Source organism: Phytoactinopolyspora halophila (genome assembly GCF_003287285.1).
Taxonomy (GTDB): Bacteria; Actinomycetota; Actinomycetes; order Jiangellales; family Jiangellaceae; genus Phytoactinopolyspora_A; species Phytoactinopolyspora_A halophila.
On the sequence record NZ_QMIG01000019.1, the window covers coordinates 1 to 14,979 of the forward strand.

Sequence of the window (14,979 nt, forward strand, 5' to 3'; positions counted from 1 at the left end):
GCAGATACACCGCGTGATAGATCGTCTCGTGCGACACTTGCATCCCCGCATCACCGTGGTGTTTAGCCGCCAACCACGCCGAGATCTGCTCCGGCGACCAGGCGGGCGCAAGCACCGCTTGAGCCCGCCCATAGCCCGACAAGTGTTCATGATCAGCAGATCAGGGATGTTCCCGATGGTGGTGGGGGCTCGATGTGCGCATACTGGGATATATGGCGAGCCGTTCGGACATGCGCGCTGGTGATGAAGACCGGGAACGCGCAACGGAGATCTTGCAGGAGGCGCATGGCGATGGCCGGTTGTCGCATGACGAATTGATGGAGCGGCTCGAGTCCGCTTACACCGCACGCACCTTTCACGATCTCGACCGCGTCATCGACGACTTGCCCATTCCGCGCCGCGCCGGTGGGCAGCTCGCTGATCAGATCATGCAGCGGCCGCGCTCGGCTCCCGCGCCGGCACGACGGCTGACGGCTCGTCGGGTCGCACGTGTCTTCTTGAATGTGAACTGGTGGGTCTACGGCACCACTGTTGCCCTGTCCGTTGTTATCTGGCTGCTGGTACTTGTCGTATCCAGCTATGGTGTCCAACACCTCTGGCCCCTCTGGGTGGCCGGTCCGTGGGGCGTCGTGCTCGGCGCGGGCGAGCTCGCGTATCGCAGGCGATGGCCGGGCGGCGGCCCGAGGCCCGGCGTCGACTGACGTCCTCGCAACCGGATGGTTCGGTAGCCGCGGGTCCGGTTGACAGGTGGCACCCGGGTTTGGTCAACCTCCTCTCTGTGACGTAAACTCTGGCGTTGGCCCACTGTGGCTTACTTGGTCGTTCCCTTGCGGCTGACCCGTCGAATCAAGCATGCCGACGGGTGGGGTTGTGGCCAGGTTCACCGCCAACTGCGTCACGTGGCGGTGGCGCAGTGCGCCGAGGAAGACGACCAAGACCGAAGAAGTGCGGAGGCTATGCCGAAGAAGGACGGGGTCATCGAAATCGAGGGCACCGTGACCGAGGCTCTTCCCAACGCGATGTTCCGGGTGGAGCTGGAGAATGGTCATCAGGTGCTCGCCCACATATCAGGCAAGATGCGCCAGTACTACATTCGAATCCTCCCGGAGGATCGAGTTGTCGTGGAGCTGAGTCCGTATGACCTCACCCGCGGTCGCATCGTCTACCGCTACAAGTAAACCGCGCGCACGTGTGGAGGATCCGGAGAACGTTCCGACCTCGCAACACGCCGACATGAGAGAGATCTGATGAAGGTCAAGCCGAGCGTGAAGCCTATGTGCGACCACTGCCGAGTGATCCGCCGTCACGGACGGGTGATGGTGATCTGCTCAAATCCGCGCCACAAGCAGCGCCAGGGTTGAGCCTGCACGGACAGGATCACGCGCGTTCGTCGCCCGTCACAACTGAATAATTCCGACGGCGCACCAGCTGCGCTCACCACCAAGCAGGGTGAGCGTCCACCCCTGGAAGCGAGGGCCGGGGCTCGGGAGCTGTCCGGCAGCTCACCGAGACGCTGTGCGCACAGACCTTCGCACGAGTCAAGGAGAAGCACGACCAGATGGCACGTATCGTTGGTGTCGACCTCCCACGCGACAAGCGTCTCGAGGTCGCCCTCACGTACATTTTTGGCATTGGCCGTACCCGTTCGCGCGAGACGCTGGAGGGGACGGGTGTGAGCCCGGACCTGCGCGTCAAGGACCTCGGTGACGAGGAGCTGGTGAAGCTCCGGGACTGGATCGAGAGTAACTACCAGACCGAGGGTGACCTGCGCCGCGAGGTACAGGGAGATATCCGCCGCAAGATCGAGATCGGTAGCTATCAGGGCATCCGTCATCGCCGGGGCCTCCCTGTCCGCGGTCAGCGCACGCATACCAACGCCCGCACGCGCAAGGGCAAGAAGAAGACAGTGGCCGGCAAGAAGAAGGCCGGTAAGTGAGGGCCTGATCGCATCAGGCCGCTGTCGCCCCCAGAGCGGATCGACACAGACCTTTCTCGAACGGGAGAACCAGAATGCCACCAGCGAAGGCCCGCACCACCAAGGTGCGCCGCAAGGAACGAAAGAATGTCGCTCATGGTGTCGCGCACATCAAGAGCACCTTCAACAACACCATCGTCTCGATCACCGATCCGCAAGGAAACGTGATCTCATGGGCCAGTGCCGGCCAGGTCGGTTTCAAAGGCTCGCGCAAGTCGACCCCGTACGCGGCGCAGATGGCGGCCGAGGCGGCCGCACGCCGGGCGCAGGAACACGGTATGCGCAAGGTCGACGTGCTGGTCAAAGGTCCGGGCTCCGGGCGTGAGACGGCCATCCGTTCGCTTCAGGCGGTGGGCCTCGAAGTCGGTTCGATTTCCGACGTGACCCCGCAGGCGCACAACGGTTGCCGCCCACCCAAGCGTCGCCGCGTCTGACCCGTACGAGATCACCCAGGAGATCTGAACCACCATGGCTCGATACACCGGTCCCATCACGAAGAAGTCCCGCCGCCTCGGCGTCGACCTGGTTGGCGAGGACAAGGCATACGAACGTCGTCCGTACCCGCCGGGCCAGCACGGCCGGGGGCGGCAGAAGGAGAGCGAGTACCGCGTCCAGCTGCAGGAGAAGCAGAAGGCCCGGTACACCTACGGCGTGCTGGAGAAGCAGTTCCGCCGGTACTACGAGGAAGCCAACAAGACCAAGGGCCGCACCGGTGAGCGGCTGCTGCAGATCCTCGAGTCGCGACTCGACAACGTCGTGTACCGAGCTGGCTTCGCCCGAACCCGGCGGCATGCTCGCCAGCTGGTCGTCCATGGCCATTTCCTGGTCAACGGCCGCAAGGTGAACATCCCTTCGTACCAGGTCACCCAGCACGACGTCATCGACGTGCGGGACAAGTCGAAGGAGATGACGCCGTTCATCATCGCGCGCGAGACCCACGGTGAGCGCACGGTGCCGGCGTGGCTCGAAGTCATCCCGAACACGATGCGGATTCTCGTCCACCAGCTTCCTACCCGGCAGCAGATCGACACGCCGGTACAGGAACAGCTCATCGTCGAGTTCTACTCGAAGTAGCGCACCACCCATAGTTCACGTTCGTGGCTATCCGGACCGGCGAAACAAGAGCATCCGATCCGATGCCACACCTGATCGCGGCAGTCATATAGCGGGCGTCGCGGAAAGGAAGTTCCCGTGCTCATTACACAGCGTCCATCGCTTTCCGAGGAATCGGTCGCAGAACACCGCTCCCGGTTCATCATCGAGCCGCTGGAGCCAGGCTTCGGCTACACGCTCGGAAACTCGCTTCGCCGGACCTTGCTGTCCTCCATTCCGGGGGCAGCGATCACGTCGATCCGGATCGATGGGGTACTCCACGAGTTCACCACCATCCCGGGAGTCAAAGAGGACGTCACCGACGTCATCCTCAACCTGAAGGGTCTGGTCGTCTCGTCCGAGCACGACGAGCCCGTGGTCATGTATCTGCGTAAGCAGGGCCCGGGAACCGTCACGGCCGCCGATATCGCTCCTCCGGCCGGCGTCGAGGTACACAACCCCGACTTGCAGATTGCAACTCTCAACGGCAAGGGCAAGCTGGAGATGGAGCTCACGGTCGAGCGGGGCCGTGGTTACGTCTCGGCGGTGCAGAACAACCGCAGTGACGCCGAGATCGGTCGGCTTCCGGTCGACTCGATCTACTCGCCGGTGCTGAAGGTGAGCTACAAGGTCGAGGCCACGCGAGTGGAAGGCCGTACGGACTTCGACAAGCTGATCGTCGACGTCGAGACCAAGGCCGCCATGCGCCCGCGTGATGCGCTGGCCTCCGCCGGCAGCACGCTGGTCGAGCTGTTCGGCCTGGCCCGCGAGCTCAACGTCGAGGCCGAGGGTATCGAGATCGGGCCGTCGCCGGTCGATGCGCAGCTTGCTGCGGATCTCGCCCTGCCGATCGAAGACCTGCAGCTCACCGTGCGGTCGTACAATTGCCTCAAGCGTGAGGGCATCCACACGGTCGGCGAGCTGGTCTCGCGCAGCGAGGCGGATCTGCTCGACATCCGCAACTTCGGGCAGAAATCCATCGACGAGGTGAAGGCCAAGCTGGCGACCATGGGTCTGGGCCTCAAGGACAGCGCTCCCGGCTTCGACCCGACGGCGGCGGTGGACACCTACGGCGACGACGACCAGTCCTTCGCCGAAGACGAACAGTTCTGAGCACAGCTGACGAGCCCCCGGGCGTGGTGTCCGTGACCAGTACCGGGGCTGACCACGGAAGAACACAGGAGAACGATCACGATGCCCACCCCCACCAAGGGAGCTCGCCTCGGCGGTTCGCCGTCGCACCAGCGTGCCATGCTTGCGAACCTGGCCACCGCGCTGTTCGAGCATGGCCGCATCACTACTACGGAGGCCAAGGCTCGTCGGCTGCGGCCGGTGGCCGAGCGCTTGATCACCAAGGCCAAGCGCGGTGATCTGCACGCCCGCCGCCAGGTGCTGCGCACCATCCGGGACAAGGACGTGGTGCACATCCTGTTCACCGACATCGGCCCGAGGTACGAGAATCGCAATGGCGGCTATACCCGGATCGTCAAGATTGGGCCGCGCAAGGGCGATAATGCACCCATGGCCATCATCGAGCTCGTCGAGCCGCTAGCCGAGCAGGTCGTGCAGGAGGCAACGAGTGCGGCTCGCCGCGCGGCGGGCAGCTCGGCGGCCGCGTCCACGGCTCAGGCGGATTCCGGCGTTGAGGCCGGCGAGGCCACCGACGTCGAGGAAGCCGCCGCTGCGGATGCCGGTGCCGGGGAGGCGACCGGCGACGCGGAGGACTCGGCCACCGAGTCCGAGCCGGCGGACTCCGACGACACGAACGACTCCGGCGACGCGAACGACCCGGACGACTCCAAGGCCTGACGACGCCGGTTCCGCGTCGTGACCTGACGAGTCCGCGCTACGTGATGACGCAGCAGCCCACCGATTCCCGAGGCCGGGACGGTGGGCTGCTGCGTATCCGGCTGGACGTCGCCTATGAGGGGACGGACTTCTCTGGCTGGGCAGCTCAGCCGGACCAGCGCACCGTGCAGGGAGTGCTGCAGGAGGCCCTCGGTCGCGTCCTGCGCTGCGAACCACCTCGCCTGACGGTTGCCGGACGTACGGATGCGGGGGTGCATGCTCGTGGCCAGGTCTGCCACGCGGACGTCAGCCCGGATGCCTGGCAGGCCGTCCCGGGCCGCTCGGAGCGAGCTCCCGGGGAAGCGCTGGTCCGCCGTCTCGCCGGTGTGTTGCCGTCCGATGTCCGCGTGACGGCGGCCGCTCAGGCGCCGGAGGGTTTCGACGCGCGCTTTTCCGCGATCTGGCGCCGTTATGTATATCGCGTGGCGGATACGCCCTACGGTGCGGATCCGTTGATGCGCCGTCAGGTACTCGCCTATCACCGTCCCGTCGAGCTCGGCGTCATGAATGCGGCTGCGGCCCGCCTTCTCGGCGAGCACGACTTCGCCGCCTACTGCCGAGCGCGGGAAGGCGCGACGACGATTCGCGAGCTGCTGCGTTTCGAGTGGGAACGCGATCCCGGAGGGATCGCGTGTGCCACGGTCGAGGCCGATGCGTTCTGCCACAACCAGGTACGAGCCATGGTGGGTGCGCTGCTCCACGTGGGGGACGGCCGCCGAGATGTCGACTGGCCGGCGACGGTGTTGGCCGGGCAGGAGCGCGATCCTCGCGTTGTTGTCGCTCCAGCGCACGGTCTGACGATGGAAGCCGTCGGATATCCACCGGAGCCGGAGCTTGCCCAGCGGGCACGTGCTGCTCGGAACGTGCGTCGCTCCGGAGAGCGACGGGTGAGCGCGGAAACAGAGAATTCCTGATGGGTGAAATCTGGAGGTTCCCCCTGAGGCATTCGCCGCCTATGGCACGTAGCCTGGATATATGGGCACCTTGATCTCGATTGCGGTAGCTGTCCTCGGAACCGGGATGGTCGCGTACGCCGTGCGAGAGGTTCGGACGAAGGGGGCCGCAGCAGCCCTGCAGATGGCCGCATTCGGCCTCATGTTCATCGGCGCGTCGGCGACCGGCCTCGTCCGTTTCATCACCACCCTCACCTTCAACCCGCTGGCGTGGATCGGCGCCGGGTTCCTGGCGTTGGCCGGTGTCTTGTTCCTCGTCGGCCAGAAACTCGAAGGTTCGGGCAAGGCCAAGAAGCCCAAGCAGCCCAAGCAGGTCGATGAGTCCGAGAGCCAGCCGGCCGTCGAGCAGTCCAAGGGCAAGTCCTCGAAGTCGGGTGGCGACGACGAGGACTTCGAGGACATCGAAGCGATCCTTCGCAAGCACGGCATCGAGTAGCGTCGAGCGTTCGGTCCCGGCTCGACGAGAATTGCCGGGTCGAGGAGAACGGCCGGACCGACGAGCGAGACGCGTTCGACGTTAGACGGACGGCAGTAGCCCCAACTTCCGTCAGATGACGGGTGCCCTCTACCTGACCTCATCGTTAGCGTGCTGTGACCGATACCCGACGTCGGCTGCCGGGTTTTCGGCGCTGTCGGCACGTGGATGAGGTGAAGCTCAGATGAGCCGGAGAATGGCGGCGCTGTCGGCGTCCGCGCTGCTGGTCGCGGGGTTGTCGTTGAGTACGTCGACGGTAGCGACGTCCGTGCAGGACACAGCCGAGGACGCGCCTGCCGGGGGCGCATTGCCCGAGTGGCCCGAGCCTGGAAGCGCGCGCGTCGTACCCCTGCACGAAACCGGACCGGCGAGCGAGCGGCTCAACCTCGTCATCCTGTGCGACGGTTATCAGTACGGGGAGATCGACAAGTGCCGCGACGACGTCGACCGAAATCAGGCGGTCCAGTGGAGCGTCGAGCCGTTTCGGACATATCGCCACTACATCAACGTCTATCTCGTCGAGATCGTGTCGTACGACTCCGGGGTGCGTCGGGACCCGGAGGAGGACGCGCCGCCGGAGGAGCGTGATGCCACGAACACGCCCTTGCGGTTGTGGTATGCCGACGGCCTCACGAACCCGTTGGCGCGGGGAATCACCTACGGCGAGCCGCTCGAGGGTGCCTCGGACGGCAGCGACTGCCCGGGCCATCCCACGCCCACGACCAATCCGGACTATCCCCTGGAGCCCGGCATCTTGGGTGATCCAGCGTGTAACGGTGACCAGCAACGGGCGATGTACTTGAACAGCTATGTCGCGGATGAGCTGGGCCTCCCACAGGGGAGTTTCGATCCCACTCGCGGGCCCGGCTCGGGGCCACAGAACGTGCAGACGTTGGCGATCTCCAACACGTTTACCTATGGCGGCATCGGTGGCCGGGATGCGACCACTTCGGGCGGTAGCCCGCAGGCGCCGTTGATCTCCCTGCATGAGCTCGGCCACTCGCTGGGCGAGATGCAGGACGAGTATCCCTACTGGGCGAGGGACGTCCCGGGAGATCCGTATCCGGATTCGGAACCGGGCTCGTTCCATCACACCCGGATGACAGCCGAGGAGATGATCGAGGCCGAGGCGAAGTGGTTCCGCTGGCTCGGGGAGGAGAGCGAATCGGGCGGGACGATCCGCGCAGCCGACCCGGACGGTTACGAGAGCGGGCTGTACAGCGGGTCGAATGTCTGGCGGCCGAGCCAGAGTTCGATGATGCGCTGGATCGGTTTCTACTTTGACCAGGTGGGCCGCGAGCACATGGTCGCGCGGATCACCGGCCAGCGCGATCGTGGCGAGATGAGCCTGGAGCACACCCCGGAGGGCGAGGTGCGCAGGGATAGCGTGCTGTGGGTCGAGCCGATGCAGCCGCGTTACCACGAGATGCAGGTCACCTGGCGCGTAGGCGGCCCCGACGGTGATGTGTTGGACACCGGCAACAGTCGCTACCTGGATCTGAGCGAGGTCGACGTGCAGCCGGGCACGTCGATCCATGTCGAGGTTCGGGACCCGGTGGGTCCGGACGGTATCGACTGGGTTCGCAATCCCTCTACGGGAAACAGCGCCACCGATTCTGGGTACAACGGCCCCCGATTCGTTCAGACGCGCGAGTGGACCGTGGGCCGCCAGCGGGTAATGCCCGATCGCGGCCCGGTCGAGTTCACCGGGTGGACGCCGGACGAGCAGCCGGTCGCCGGCGACGAGGTCGTCTACGTCCGCACGCAGAACCCCCGGGATCGCGTCCTGGAGGTCACGTGGTTACTCGACGGTGAGGAGCTGGCCACAGAGCCGCACAGCAGGACTCTGAACCTGGATGACCTGGATCTTGACGAGGGCACGTACGACCTCACGGCCGTCCTCAGCGATCCGGGCACCGACGACGCGGAGGCCGACGACGCGGAGGTAGACAGCGTCACCTGGGTTGTCGACAACGAACTGCCGAGCGCACCACGGACCCTGTCGGAATCATTGACCACGCTCGACGGTGACGTCGAGCACCCGGTCTATTTCGGGGGCTGGGACATGTGGCTGGATCCCCAGGATGAGCGGGCAGGATACGACGACGATCCGTACGTCGTTGGCGAGTTCCGGCTGAACGACGGCGGCTGGTTCAACTACTTCGGTTTTCCGGAGGAGCCGATGCCCGAGTCGCCGTTCCGGTTCCGTCATTCCGGCATCGACGTGAAGGCCCTGACGTACGGCAATCTCGGCACCGGGGGCCTGTCGAAGGCGGCCTTCGAGCAAGAGTACGGGCCGGACGACCCGAACGGCCCGTTCGTCCCCGGGTATGGCACGCACGTGGTCGAACACCGCGCGATCGATCCGGCAGGCAATATCGGCGCGGCGGACGAGTACCGCGCGACGGTCCTCCCGGGTGGCATGCCGGAGTGCACGCAGACGGTCTCCGGTTCGCACGACGGCCCGCTCATGATCACCGACGGTGTCGTGTGCGTGGAGGACGCACAGGTCGATGGTGGTGTGACGGTGCGCGGCGGCTCGCTCGTGGTGTCCGACAGCTCGATCGACGGCACGCTGATCGTGGACGACGCCGCCGACGTCCAGGTGTTCGGCTCGACGCTTCGGGGGCGTGTCCGGGTGTCGGGGACGCAGGGGAGTGTCACGGTGGCGGGCAGCACCTTCCACGGCGCCGTCACGTTGTCCGGTAACGAGCAGGTACCCCACGACGAGTCGGCCGAGCGGTTCAGCGAGTACGGCTACGAGTACGGACCGATCCTGGCCGGAAACACCTTCTACGGCCGGTTGTCCTGCACGGGCAACGATGCCCCGGCGCGGGACTTCGACGCCGCGAACCGGATCGACGGGCCAGCCCGTGGCGACTGCGCCGATCTGTGATCGGTAGGCGGGCGGGCCGATGACATGGCACGAGCGACGTCTCGCTGGGATGCTCACCGTTGCGGCGGTGCTGGCGCTCTCGACGGCGGCGTGCTCGAATCCGGAGGGACGCCACGAGTCCCCGGACGCGGCGCTCCAGGTGCGGCTGGTCATTCCGGACGGACATATCCGTGAGCCCGAGGCGACGTGCTCCGGTGCGGATGCGTACCGCGACGTTCATCCGGAGGTGCCGTTCACGGTCGAAGATTCCGCGGGCCAGCGGGTCGTCTCCGGTTCGCTGCCTCACGGGCGAGCCGAGGAAGCCGTTACCCTCGACGTCGGAGACGATCCCCAGCCGACGATCTGTGTCATGACGCTCGATCTCCCCGGGCTGGACTCTGTCGATGATCACGTTCTGATCATCGACGGCCGCGACCCGGCACCGATCACGAGGAATCCGAAACTCGACGACCAGCCGGAGGTGGTCCTGCCGTGAGACCGCCACGTCAGGTGCTCGCGCTCGTGACGGCCGTGGCCGGAGCGATGGCGGTGGCGTGTTCGTCGGCGGGAGCGCAGGGCGGGACCATCGAGGCGCTCCCAGGTCCGGTACCCGAGGACGCCGAGTTTCGGGAGGCGCCGGACGATGCCCCGTCGGCTCCCGAGTTCGAGCTGGAACTGCTCGACGGTGAGATGGTCAAGATGAGCGAGCTCTGGGAGGAACGTCCCGTGGTGCTCGTGTTCTTCGAGGCCTGGTGCGAGCCGTGCGGGGAGCTCCAGCCTGGCCTCAACGACGTGGTCGACGACTATCGGGACGTGGTCACGTTCATCGGCGTGGCCGGGTATTCCGAACCCGATGAGCTTCGCGAGTATGTGGACGAGCACGACGTCGGCTATCCGGTGGGTACCGATCCGGATGGGAGCAGGTGGCTCAAATACGGGGTCTCCGAGCCGCCGCTGCTGGCCCTGGTGAGCCAGGGCGGGGCGCTGCTGCGCGGCTGGCCGGGAGGCATCACCGAATCTGACCTGCGTGCGTACATCGACGAGTACGCCGTGGCTCACCCTCATCCCTGAACAGGTGATCGCAGTTGCGCTGCACAGGCATGACGAGTCGCGTCTCGACAGATGTTCGATGAACGACCGAGCTATTCCGTACAGATGCTCGGTGACGGTCGATGACCCCCGCCTCTAGGGTCCTGGGATCGCGTTACCCGTGGCGATCGACCCTGGGTCGATGTTGGGAGGGTGAGGTCATTGAGAAACCGGCAATCATCTCGGAAGAGGTCGATGGGCTGGCGGGCCAGCGGCGTGGCTGGTTCTGTGGCGTTGACGCTGTCCCTGCTCGGTGGCTTCGGCTCCGCATCGGCGCAGGATCTGCACGCAACTGGTGATTCTCCGGATCCGGTCGTGCCGCCGGATCCGCAGCAGTGGGTCGATCAGGCCGAGATGACGTGGGACGACTACGTGTCGATCCGGCCGGAGGAATGGTATTCCTCCGAGACCAGCCAGGGCAGCGAGGAGCAGTGGAACAGCGCCTTCATCCTGCTCGATTACGAGGACCAACCTTTCCTGATTACGGAGGAACCCGAGTCCCATCCCTTCGGTAATCCGCAGAGCGGATGGGAACCGGTCGACTCTCATGAGGTCAACGAGTGGTACGAGGAGTACTACACGGTCCCGAACGAGTACAACGGTGGCCAGACACTCCACGGGTACTGGATGGAGAACACTCACGGCCGTCTGGGCATCGACGTCGACGTGTTCGGCCCGTACACGCTGCCGGGCAAGGTGCACGAGTACGGTCTCGCCGGTTGGGGCCGTCCGGTCGGCGACGAGGAGGATTCGCTGTGCCCGGCCGGTGACGAATGCGATAAGGACCTGCGTGGTGATGGCGGCGACCTCTGGCGCACGGACATCGGCTGCGACACCAGACTGTGCGGCTACGACAGCATCTTCTTCGTCACGGCCGGGCACGATGAATCGTCGACCTGGCAGGAACTCGGCGAGATGATGTTCCGGACCGCGGACGACGTCCCGGCGGCGTTCGGTCCGCCAGGTGCCGAGGACGGCCCCGTCTTGAACGAAGCGGGTAATCCGATCACGAATTACGCTGGAACGCGCTACGTGCCGTGGACGTCGTGGCGCGCGGCAGCCAACCATTGGCCGAGCGCATCCCGTGGTCTGACGACCCAGGCGGAGAGCTCCGGGCAGAGCGTGTTCGCGCACGAGTTCAGCCATGTGCGCGGCCTGCCGGACAACTACAACAACCCGTTCGTCGCGGCCACGGGACGCAACTACACCGGCTACTGGGAGATGATGAGCCGTGGGACGTTCAACGGTCCCGGCGGTACCCACAACCGGTGGCAGGTGCCGAACGTCGGCGGTTCCGGTCTCGGGCCGCACCACATGGTGTATTTCAAGACCAGTGGCGATGGCCGGCTGGATGTGTTGGCCGAGGACGAGCACATCCAGCTGAACCGGCAGGAGCTGGCCGACGAGGGCGTCGCGGTCGTTCCGCTCAAGGCGCGTTCGGCACAGCCAGATGGCGATCTTGTCGGACTCACCATCGAGCTCGGGGAAGGTGGCTTCACCCCCGGTGCGTGTGAGGATCGCGTCGACGACGACTTCTGGTGTACACCCAGCGCGACGAACTGGCAGAACTTCACGATGGAGGTCGTCGACCGGGTCGGCAACGACTCGTTCACACCTGGCCACGGAGTCTTGCTCGCGCAAACTCGGCCGAGCGGATATCCGCGAGTGTGGATGGTCGACGCTAACCCGGAGGACATCGACCGGGTGGACTTCTACCGGCCGGGCAACGACGAGGAACCGGGCGGCGAACCCGTGCCGGTGTCGAAGGGAGATCCGCGCCAGCTCGACGACGCCACCTTCCACGCGGGGACCGGTTCGGACAGCGAGTTCGAGTACGTCGACGAATACAACGACGTGCACTTCTACGTCCTCGATGCGTATCGGGACGACGAAGGGACGCTGTTCTACGACGTCGCGGTGCGCAATCTCGACGGTGCCGGAGAGTACGAGCGGGGCGCCGAGCTCGGTGACCCGGTGGTTCATCCGGCCGGAGCGTCGACGGCGCTGGTGACCGCGGACCTCACGAACACCGGCGACGCGGGGGACGGGGTGTACGGCTCCGACGTATACCGTCTCTCCGCGAGCGTCGACGCCGATGGCTGGGACGTGTCCCTGCCCTATGAGGTCACATCGGCAGCTTCCGGGGAGAGCGTGCCGATCGTGGCTCATGCGACGGCGGGCGACGGCGCCGGCGATGTTGCCACCGTCACGATCACGGCCACCAGCGAGTCCGATCCGGAGGCGTCGGCCACCGTCGAGTTCGACGTGACGGCCGACGACGTGACCACCACGTTCGAGAGCGCAGCGGCCCTGGTGGACGCCTACGCCGAGCAGGGCCTCCTCGAGCGTTCGGAGCGGCAACGGCTGCTCGCGCAGCTCCGCGTCGCCGAGCGGAGTCCGCAGCGTCCAGCGGAGCGAGCTCTCGACCGGTTCGTCGAGATCGCCGAGGACGTTGCCGAGGTCGGAGCGGCCAATCTTGCCAGCGCGGCGCTCGTGTCCGTGGCAGAAGAGCTTCGCACCCACCTGTAGCAGCCCATTGACGGGGGCAGCGCCGCCGAGGGGAGGCGCTGTCCCTCTTGTATATCCAGCGACGGTTCAGCGGCGGTGAAGGAGGACTCGGTGCGTAGCTTCAGACGGGCCTGGCGGCGATCCCTCGTTGTTGTGGGGGCGGGTGCCCTGGCCATGGCGGCGGTCGCGGTGCCGGGACAGGCGGAACCAGCCGACGACGACACGGCGGCCGACGAGTGGCCGGCCACGGATACGTTCCCCGACGAGGATGTGGCTCCAGATCTGGCGCAGAAACAGGAGGAACGCCGATCAACTGACCGAGACGGGCAGTCCTCGTCCACCATGGAAGACGAGCCGGACGAGATCGTCGTCGATGATGGCGTAACCCAGCCGGTCTTTGACTATGCGGGAGCCGTGCGCGAGGCGGTGCGTATCCCCGGCGCGGTCGGCAGCGGTGATGATGGGGAAGAGGACTCGATCTATGTCGACATCATCCGCCCGGCGGCGTCGGACGGTGACCTGGACGTGCCGACCATCATCATCCCGAGCCCGTACTATCACGCGACCGGGCGTGGCCGTACCGGCGAGACCAAGCCCGAGCCCGGCGGGCCGATCGAGCAGTTCCCGCTGTATTACGACAATTACTTCGTGCCTCGCGGGTACGCGGTCGCACTGCTGGATCTGGCAGGGACGCGGGGCTCGACGGGGTGCTTGGACATCGGTGGACCAGCAGAGATCGAGAACACCGCGAAGCTCGTCGAGTGGCTCAACGGTCAGGGATCCGCCTATGATCTCGACGGCAACGAGATCTCTGCCGACTGGTCCAACGGGCTGTCCGCGATGGTCGGCAAGTCGTGGGACGGCACCGTGGCCAATGGTGTGGCGGCAACTGGCGTAGAGGGCCTGGCGACGGTCGTGCCGATCGCGGCGATCTCCGACTGGCATCAGTGGTTCTGGCACAACGGCGTGCACTTCTGGGGCCATACTGCATTGAGCCTGGCCACGGTCATCCAAGACATCAATGAGGTGCCCCCGGTATCGGAATGCACGCAGGTGCGAGACGAGCTGGCACGAGGCGGCGTCACCGCCGACCCAGCCGATGAACTGTGGGCGGAGCGCGATTACGTCAGCGCTGCTGGAGACGTCGAGGCCAGCGTTTTCGTCGTCCACGGAAAGAACGATTACAACGTCAAGCCGAACAACTATGGCGAATGGTGGGATGCGCTCGCCGAGCACGACGTTCCCCGCAAGATCTGGCTGTCGCAGGTGGCACACGAGAAGGCCTTCGACTTCCGGCGGGACGAGTGGCTGGACACCATCCACCGGTGGTTCGATCACTGGCTGCACGGCATCGAGAACGGCATCATGGACGAGCCCGTCGCCGACGTGGAGTACGACGTCGGCCAGTGGCAGACGTACGACGACTGGCCAGGCGGGACGCCGGCATTGCTCCGGCTCGGCCAGCCGGAGGGACCGGACGACCCCAGGCAGGGCGTGCTCAGTGTCGACCGGCGGAACCTCGTACCCCGCCAGCAGAGTTTCGAGGAGGCTCGCCGGCCCCTGGACACGGTCGTCGAAGATGGCTTTGCCGAGGACGACGAGCGCGTGGCCTTCATGACCGACGAGCTCACCGAGCCGGTCCGGATCAGCGGCTCGACCGAGCTGTCGTTGCGGGCGGCCATCGACGGAGACGATGCCGGCCTGTCGGCATACCTCGTGGACTACGGCACGGCCGAGCGTACGGACTGGACGTCTGATGGAGGTTTGCGGGATCTGTCCACCGTGAGCTGTTTCGGCCAGGGGACGGAGGCCGACACGGGGTGCTATCCCGATGTGGAACGGGTGACCCGTACCCGGCCGCACGAGGTCGTGGCGCGGGGCTGGGCACGGGCGAGTTTCGTCGCCGACGGCGGCCTCTCGTCCCGTGGATCTGATCGGCTGACGTGGGACATCATGACCGACGACTACATCTTCGACGCCGGGCACCGGATCGGCATCGTGATCGCTGGTGTGGACACGAGTATCCACCAGAGGTTCGACTTCGGCAGCAGCATCGACGTGAACCTCAACGGCAGTCAGGTGCGGCTTCCCGTCGTCGGGGGGACGTCGGCGTTGCGCCGCGCGCTGGATTGACGCCTTCGCCCTCGACGTGGCCTGATGCCGG

General features: G+C 65.8%; 15 protein-coding genes. All 15 read left to right on the top strand.

What is annotated here, in order from left to right; translation table 11 throughout:
- The first annotated feature begins 212 nt into the window (after window positions 1-212).
- The 15 genes from DPM12_RS15935 to DPM12_RS16005 all read left to right on the top strand — a co-directional run bounded on the left by DPM12_RS15935 (window position 213) and on the right by DPM12_RS16005 (window position 14,948).
- Window positions 213-701, top strand: a complete 489-nt coding sequence (locus DPM12_RS15935; RefSeq protein WP_112259335.1) for a DUF1707 SHOCT-like domain-containing protein — start codon at window positions 213-215, stop codon at window positions 699-701.
- A 255-nt stretch (window positions 702-956) separates the two neighbouring features.
- Window positions 957-1,178 carry a translation initiation factor IF-1 gene (gene infA, locus DPM12_RS15940; RefSeq protein ID WP_112259336.1) on the top strand — a complete coding sequence of 74 codons (222 nt, stop codon included), beginning with the start codon at window positions 957-959 and terminating at the stop codon, window positions 1,176-1,178.
- Between the two features lie 69 nt (window positions 1,179-1,247).
- The gene (gene rpmJ, locus DPM12_RS15945; protein WP_112259337.1) at window positions 1,248-1,361 is read left to right on the top strand and encodes a 50S ribosomal protein L36; all 114 of its coding nucleotides are present in this window, start codon (window positions 1,248-1,250) and stop codon (window positions 1,359-1,361) included.
- Window positions 1,362-1,558: 197 nt separating this feature from the next.
- Window positions 1,559-1,936, top strand: coding sequence for a 30S ribosomal protein S13 (gene rpsM, locus DPM12_RS15950; RefSeq protein ID WP_112259338.1), 378 nt, complete (start codon window positions 1,559-1,561; stop codon window positions 1,934-1,936).
- A 74-nt stretch (window positions 1,937-2,010) separates the two neighbouring features.
- Entirely contained in the window at window positions 2,011-2,409 is a 399-nt protein-coding gene (gene rpsK / locus DPM12_RS15955) for a 30S ribosomal protein S11 (protein ID WP_112259339.1), read from the top strand.
- A gap of 34 nt (window positions 2,410-2,443) precedes the next feature.
- Entirely contained in the window at window positions 2,444-3,049 is a 606-nt protein-coding gene (gene rpsD, locus DPM12_RS15960) for a 30S ribosomal protein S4 (RefSeq protein WP_112259340.1), read from the top strand.
- A gap of 117 nt (window positions 3,050-3,166) precedes the next feature.
- Window positions 3,167-4,180 (top strand): DNA-directed RNA polymerase subunit alpha, encoded by a 1,014-nt coding sequence (locus DPM12_RS15965; RefSeq protein WP_112259341.1) that lies wholly within the window; start codon window positions 3,167-3,169, stop codon window positions 4,178-4,180.
- Between the two features lie 81 nt (window positions 4,181-4,261).
- Complete coding sequence (rplQ, locus tag DPM12_RS24350) at window positions 4,262-4,876, top strand: 50S ribosomal protein L17 (RefSeq protein ID WP_112259342.1); 615 nt, start codon at window positions 4,262-4,264, stop codon at window positions 4,874-4,876.
- A 44-nt stretch (window positions 4,877-4,920) separates the two neighbouring features.
- The gene (truA, locus tag DPM12_RS15975) at window positions 4,921-5,829 is read left to right on the top strand and encodes a tRNA pseudouridine(38-40) synthase TruA (protein WP_170313710.1); all 909 of its coding nucleotides are present in this window, start codon (window positions 4,921-4,923) and stop codon (window positions 5,827-5,829) included.
- A gap of 61 nt (window positions 5,830-5,890) precedes the next feature.
- Window positions 5,891-6,304, top strand: coding sequence for a hypothetical protein (locus tag DPM12_RS15980; protein WP_112259343.1), 414 nt, complete (start codon window positions 5,891-5,893; stop codon window positions 6,302-6,304).
- A gap of 223 nt (window positions 6,305-6,527) precedes the next feature.
- Complete coding sequence (locus tag DPM12_RS15985; protein ID WP_112259344.1) at window positions 6,528-9,239, top strand: M64 family metallopeptidase; 2,712 nt, start codon at window positions 6,528-6,530, stop codon at window positions 9,237-9,239.
- 19 nt (window positions 9,240-9,258) lie between these two features.
- Window positions 9,259-9,714, top strand: a complete 456-nt coding sequence (locus DPM12_RS15990) for a hypothetical protein (protein ID WP_123788588.1) — start codon at window positions 9,259-9,261, stop codon at window positions 9,712-9,714.
- Window positions 9,711-10,289 carry a TlpA family protein disulfide reductase gene (locus tag DPM12_RS15995; RefSeq protein ID WP_123788587.1) on the top strand — a complete coding sequence of 193 codons (579 nt, stop codon included), beginning with the start codon at window positions 9,711-9,713 and terminating at the stop codon, window positions 10,287-10,289. The genes DPM12_RS15990 and DPM12_RS15995 overlap by 4 nt, the downstream gene beginning before the upstream one ends.
- A 213-nt stretch (window positions 10,290-10,502) precedes the next feature.
- Window positions 10,503-12,836 carry an immune inhibitor A domain-containing protein gene (locus tag DPM12_RS16000; protein WP_112259347.1) on the top strand — a complete coding sequence of 778 codons (2,334 nt, stop codon included), beginning with the start codon at window positions 10,503-10,505 and terminating at the stop codon, window positions 12,834-12,836.
- A 90-nt stretch (window positions 12,837-12,926) separates the two neighbouring features.
- On the top strand, window positions 12,927-14,948 hold the full coding sequence (locus DPM12_RS16005) for a CocE/NonD family hydrolase (protein WP_123788586.1): 2,022 nt from the start codon (window positions 12,927-12,929) through the stop codon (window positions 14,946-14,948).
- The last annotated feature ends 31 nt before the right edge of the window (window positions 14,949-14,979 follow it).